This window comes from Bacillus sp. sid0103 (assembly GCF_019219025.1).
The window spans coordinates 37,332-43,331 of record NZ_JAHUWN010000042.1 but is presented as its reverse complement, the minus strand read 5'-3'; the positions used below and the strand labels follow the sequence as shown (position 1 = coordinate 43,331).

Annotated in this window: 5 protein-coding genes; all 5 read right to left on the bottom strand. The window is 41.6% G+C overall.

The window, feature by feature from the left end:
* Positions 1-186: 186 nt before the first annotated feature.
* The 5 genes from KW850_RS29685 to KW850_RS29665 all read right to left on the bottom strand — a co-directional run bounded on the left by KW850_RS29685 (position 187) and on the right by KW850_RS29665 (position 5,784).
* The gene (locus KW850_RS29685; RefSeq protein ID WP_218351284.1) at positions 187-468 is read right to left on the bottom strand and encodes a LysR family transcriptional regulator; all 282 of its coding nucleotides are present in this window, start codon (positions 466-468) and stop codon (positions 187-189) included.
* 152 nt (positions 469-620) lie between these two features.
* Positions 621-1,589 (bottom strand): carbohydrate kinase family protein, encoded by a 969-nt coding sequence (locus KW850_RS29680; protein WP_218351283.1) that lies wholly within the window; start codon positions 1,587-1,589, stop codon positions 621-623.
* Between the two features lie 28 nt (positions 1,590-1,617).
* Positions 1,618-3,093: a sucrose-6-phosphate hydrolase gene (locus KW850_RS29675; protein ID WP_218351282.1), complete on the bottom strand. Its 1,476-nt coding sequence runs from the start codon at positions 3,091-3,093 to the stop codon at positions 1,618-1,620.
* Positions 3,094-3,151: 58 nt separating this feature from the next.
* Positions 3,152-4,600 (bottom strand): sucrose-specific PTS transporter subunit IIBC, encoded by a 1,449-nt coding sequence (locus KW850_RS29670; protein WP_218351281.1) that lies wholly within the window; start codon positions 4,598-4,600, stop codon positions 3,152-3,154.
* 188 nt (positions 4,601-4,788) lie between these two features.
* Positions 4,789-5,784 carry a LacI family DNA-binding transcriptional regulator gene (locus tag KW850_RS29665; RefSeq protein WP_218351280.1) on the bottom strand — a complete coding sequence of 332 codons (996 nt, stop codon included), beginning with the start codon at positions 5,782-5,784 and terminating at the stop codon, positions 4,789-4,791.
* Between the last annotated feature and the right edge of the window lie 216 nt (positions 5,785-6,000).

The window sequence follows — 6,000 nt, the reverse complement described above, 5'->3', positions numbered from 1 at the left end:
AAAATAGTTAGGGAAAATAGAAATAGGCAACTTCTTGCAAAAATCATACAAGAAGTTGCCTATTTTTTTTAGATAACACATAAATCATAAAAAAAGGAATGTTTTTCAGTGCCCTCGTACAATACCGGGGCCACTTACTAGCCGCATAGCCACTTTTTTAAGACTGTCCGTAGAACTGGGCACAGTTCAATTATTATAGGAAGTGGTTTTTGCTATATCATCAAATCCTTGATAAAAATGCTGTACAGATTGGGCAATTTGCTGCCCGCATTGATAGAGTAATTTCCCTGTATCGGTCAGCTCGAACTTTCTGGTGGTTCGGATTAGTAATTTTGTATTTAACTCTTCTTCTAAGCTTTTAACCATTTTACTGATATTAGGTTGAGATAAATGGAGATGTTCTGCCGCTTTAGAAAAGCTTCCATGTTTCACGACCTCAGTAAAATACTGAATTTGTTTCAGTTCCATGTACTCCATCCTTATCCATAACAAATGTTTTATAATCTATAAATATTATATATTAACCAGAATGCCGAAAAAACAAGAATACAATCGAAAAAGAAACTTAGATTAAAGTAAGAAACTGATTTCGAAGGGGTCCCTTGCAGACTACATAAGTATCACTTTCCTATAAGCTCCTCAACTTCCCTCTTAGTCGGAAGAGCAGAGATTGCTCCTTTTCCTGTTGTGGTGAGAGCACCACTTGCATTGGCAAATCGCAATATTTCTGTATGATTGCCCCGTAGCACTTCCTCGAGGTTGGCCGGGTTTGCCTTCAATTCTAGCAATTGATATAAAAATCCGCCCATGAACGCGTCACCCGCTCCGGTTGTATCCACAGGTTTAACAGAGTATCCTCTCGATTCAATCTTTTCATCCTTTAAAAACAATTCGGCACCAGCAGCTCCCTTTGTGTAGACAACTGCCTTCACGTTTCCAACGAACAACGATTGTATCGCAACCGACTCATCTTTTATTCCCGTAATAAAAGTAAGCTCTTCATCGGAAACCTTTACGATATCCGCAGTTGGTAAAAATTCTAGAATCGCCTTACGACAATCCTCTGGATCTTCCCAAAGCGGCAGCCGCACATTTGGGTCAAAGCTAACCAAGCCATCCGCATCTGAAACAGCTGCGATCGCTTTTTTATGCGCCTGTTTCATCGGGCTTTCCACAAGATCAACCGAGCAAAAGTGGAGAATATCCCCCGCTCGAAACCATGCTGGCTCGATTTCCTTCTCACTTAACAGCAAATCAGCGGAAGGATTACGGTAAAATGAAAAATCACGTTCCCCGTTTTCTTTTAACGAGACAAAAGCCAAGGCCGTATTCGCCTCCCCAGTCCGGTATACTTTGTCCATCTCAACACCAGCCTCGACAAGCTGCTCGACTAAAAAGTCGCCAAACGCATCGTTCCCTAATTTAGAAATCATTGCTGCTTTCTGCCCAAATTTGGTAACGGCCGCAGCCACATTTGCCGGTGCCCCACCAGGTGTTCTCTCAAAAGATAAAACATCCTTTAAGGCCACCCCTTTTTGAAGTGGAATAAAATCAATTAACACTTCACCAATCGAAAAAAGCTTTCCCATTCTGTCACCTCAAGTAAGTCTAAAAAGTTTATATGATATCCCATTTAACAGCCTTTACCTTCGTTTTGCCGCCACGAGCAAACACACGGATTCCATTACTATTTTCACCAGGAAAAATCCTTGCGGTAAATACTTCTTCCCCATTATTTACAAACACTTCAACAGAGGAGACATCAACAAAGATTCGGAACGAAATCTTTTCAGCGTCCAACATACATTTCCGAACGGTACCAAACTCCTCAGCAAAGGATTCGCCTGATTGCGTCCGATCAAATACAACCTTTTTCGCAACCGCATCATATTTAATCACGGTTTTCTCAATTTCTCCGACCCGAAGTTCCAAACCAAACTCCTCAGCCGTACTATCAGAGAATTCCGCAAGAAGCTCATACACGTCACCCTCGAAGTTATCCAAACTAACACTTTCATTCTCAACCGTTTGACTGGTTTCCACCTTTTCCCCGCGAAGCAATATTAGCTCATGAACTGGCTGCTGAACCAGCTTTCCGTCTTTAACCGATAGCTCCCGAGGGAGTGTTAAACAGTGTGCCCACCCTTGTTTATCTGTAGGATAGTCAATTTCCGGTAATCCCATCCAGCCGACTAAAATCCGGCTCCCCTGATGATTCACCATCGATTGCGGTGCGTAAAAATCAAACCCGCGATCTAACTCATGAAATGCACCATGCTTTAATTCGATATTCTCTAAATCCATTGGACTTCCAACTACATACCCTGATTGATAAATATTTTGATAGTGGTCACCTTCCGCTTTTAACCCTTGTGGGGAGAAAAGGAACACACCCTTCTGGTCCAGCTCAAAATAATCCGGACATTCCCACATATAACCGAAATCTTCACCTAATCCGGTCTTCACTTCACCCACAAACTGCCAATCTTTTAGATCGCTAGAGCGATATAAAACGACACTTCCTGTCTCATTTTTCCTTTGAGCGCCAATCACCGCGTAGAAGTGATCCCCTTTTTGCCAAACCTTAGGATCGCGAAAATGATCGGTATAGCCACTTGGAATATCTTCAATCACCGGTGCATCCATTTTCACAATGCTTCCATCCGGACTCATTACAGCCAAACATTGATACGGGTGTCGATTCCAATATTCATCGCGCGTGTTGCCAGTGTACATTAAAAATAATTTCCCATCATGCTCAATTCCACTTCCGGAATACGCCCCATGACTATCAAATTCATTCGACGGCTCAATGCCAATTCCAACATTTTCCCAATGAACAAGGTCTTTAGACTTCGTATGATACCAATGCTTCAACCCATGAACAGGTCCAAGCGGAAACCATTGATAGAATAAATGATATTCCCTATTAAAATAACTAAAGCCATTCGGGTCATTTAACAATCCTGTCAGCGGCTGAATATGAAAAGACTGCCGCCATGGGCATTGATTCACTAGTTTGGCTAACCGCTGAATTTCCTCTTCGGTCACGTCGTCCATGCTTCTGTATCGTTGCTCTTTTGTCCATTCCATGCTGATTCACTCCTAATGCAGAAAGGAGAATCACTGGATTCTCCTTTTCATTCTTTTATTATGCTGCTTGATTAGATGATTGTTTAACTGCTTTTTTTTCGTCTCTTTTCGCTAAAACAATTGTGACGATAAATGCGACGGCAAACGCGATGACCATACCGATAACATAAGAAATAATTGTATCAGGGCGAATCGAGATGATTCCTGGTATACCAGCTGCCCCTAACGCGGTCGCTTTAACCTTGAACATCGTAACAAAGCCAGATCCGACAGCAGAACCAATAATGGCACCGATAAATGGATAGCGTAATTTCAAGTTAACCCCAAACATCGCTGGTTCCGTAATCCCTAATAAGGCAGAGATCCCAGCTGCTGAAGCGGTTCCTTTAATCTTGGCATTTTTCGTTGTCTTTAGCACAGCAAGTGTCGCTGCTCCTTGCGCAATGTTTGACATCGCCGCAATGACGAAGATAAACGATCCACCCGTTTTCACAACATCGGCTAGCAATTGCGTTTCTACCGCAATAAAGCTATGGTGCATACCTGTAATAACAATTGGTGCATAAAGTAAACCGAAGATAATTCCACCAATGACACCTGTTGTGTCATATAACCAGACAATTCCATCTGTTAATAGATTACCAGCTGAGCGTGTCAGCGGTCCTACCAAGGTGAATGTTAAAACTCCGGTAATAAAGATAGAGAATAACGGTGTTAATAGATTGTCTAAAGCAGAGGGAACAACCTTCCGTAAAGATGTTTCGATTTTTGCTAGAATAAAAGACGCGGCAAGAACAGGAAGTACCGTTCCCTGATAGCCTACCTTTTCAATTTCTAAGCCAAAAAGATTCCAAACCGGGACTTCGTTTTTCAATAACGCGGCACCGTAACCGTACCCATTTAATAAGTCCGGATGAACCATTAGCATTCCAATTGTGGCTCCAAGGAAAGGATTCCCTCCAAACCGTTTCGTTGCTGAAAAACCAATTAAAATCGGTAAAAAGACAAAGGCTGCATTTGCAAATGTATTAATGAGTGCCGCTAAATCTGCCATTTCTGGATTGGCATCCACTAAGGATTTCCCTTCAATAAACAAGTCTGGGGCCGTTAGGATATTGTTGATCCCCATTAGTAAACCACCAGCTACAATCGCCGGGATAATCGGAACGAAAATGTCTGACAGCATTTTGACGAATCGCTGAATCGGATTTAGTTTCTTCGTTGCCACATCTTTCACATCACTCGTTGACATTTCCGTTTGACCAGACATCTCCGCCAAGTGCTTATAGACCTCGTTAACCGTTCCAGATCCTAAGATAATTTGAAACTGGCCTCCTGTTGAAAAGGTCCCTTTCACGACATCCATGTTATCCAACGCTGCTTGATTAACGATTGATTCATCATGTAAAACTAGACGTAAGCGTGTGGCACAATGCGCTGCAGCTGATACGTTTTCCTGACCACCAATGGCATTAAGAACTTCCCGTGCAATTTTTTTATGATCCATCTTACTCCCTCTCTTTTCCTTTGATTTGTTTTAGGAACCGGTTCCATATTTCAACAAAAAAATAAAATCCCTTGCCGCGGAACCGGTTCCAAAATATACTAAAAAAATAAATGATTAAAAGAGAAACCGAATTCGATTGTTACCAAGTGAAAAGGTTCTCTTGATTGGAACCGGTTTCGTTGTTTTCATTATAGTGGACGATTAAAGAAATTGTCAACGCTTTCTCGCTCAATAATTTCAAATTTAGAAATGGTTACTTTTTCGACAGGGCGTTCATTAACTAACTCTACCATATGTTTTGCAGCTGTTTTCCCCGCTTCTTTGTAAAAAAACTTCGCCGTCGTCAAGCCCGGATGCATGATTTCTGTCACATCATATCCACCAAAACCCGTTAACGCTATATCTTTTGGAATCGTTAGCCCCTCTGAATACGCTGCCTTCATCACCCCAAGGGCAATATTATCGGTCGCACAAACAATGATAGAAGGCTGAAATTCATGGATGATTTCCATGGCACTAGCTTGCGCAGCTGGAATCTTGAACAATGTCTCATAGAAGCGAACCTCACAATCCTCTACTTCTTGAATCGCCTTTTTAAAGCCCTGCTTTCGCTTCACCCCAACTGAAATATCGCGTTCCGTTACGCCTAGATAAGCTATTTTCCGATATCCTTTTTCAAGGACATACCGACCCATTTCATAACCAGCGCAAAAATCATCATGAATCAGACTATAAAAATCCTCATGCTCTTGTCCTATTAGCAGAACAGGAACTTTAACGGCTTCAAATGCCTCGATATGCTGATCCGTGATTTCGGTAGCAAGCAAAATAATCCCCGCCATCTTTTGATTAGCAAAGCTATAAATACTTTCAATCTCTCGCTCCAGATTTTGACTTGTATTGGAAATCAGCATCTGATAATTCATCTGCTTTAATTGTTCATCAATACCAATTAACGTTTGCGAAGAAGCGTAGGAATCAAGCCGCGGGACAATCGTGCCAATAATATTCGTTTTCTTCGCTTTCAAGCTCTGCGCAAATGGATTCGGAGTATACCCGGTTTCCTTGATGGCTTGTTCGATTTTCTTCTTTGTCGCTTCCCCAACAGAGCCGCCATTTAAAAACCGAGAAACCGTACTCTTCGCCACACCCGCAAGCTTGGCAATATCTAAAATTGTACTCATTATCCTCAACCTCATTACATTTCAAATTCATATACCATTATAGTATCATGAAAAGTCATCCACTTAGTATTGCCTTCTTTCGTTCCTTACATAATTTAATTTTCCGTAACAAAAAGATGAAAAAGAGGCTTCCCAAAAGTTCAAAGATCCCATGGAAAACCTCTAATTTAGCTAAATACAAAATGCCTGTCACTGCCTGGAATATCGGAAATTCCG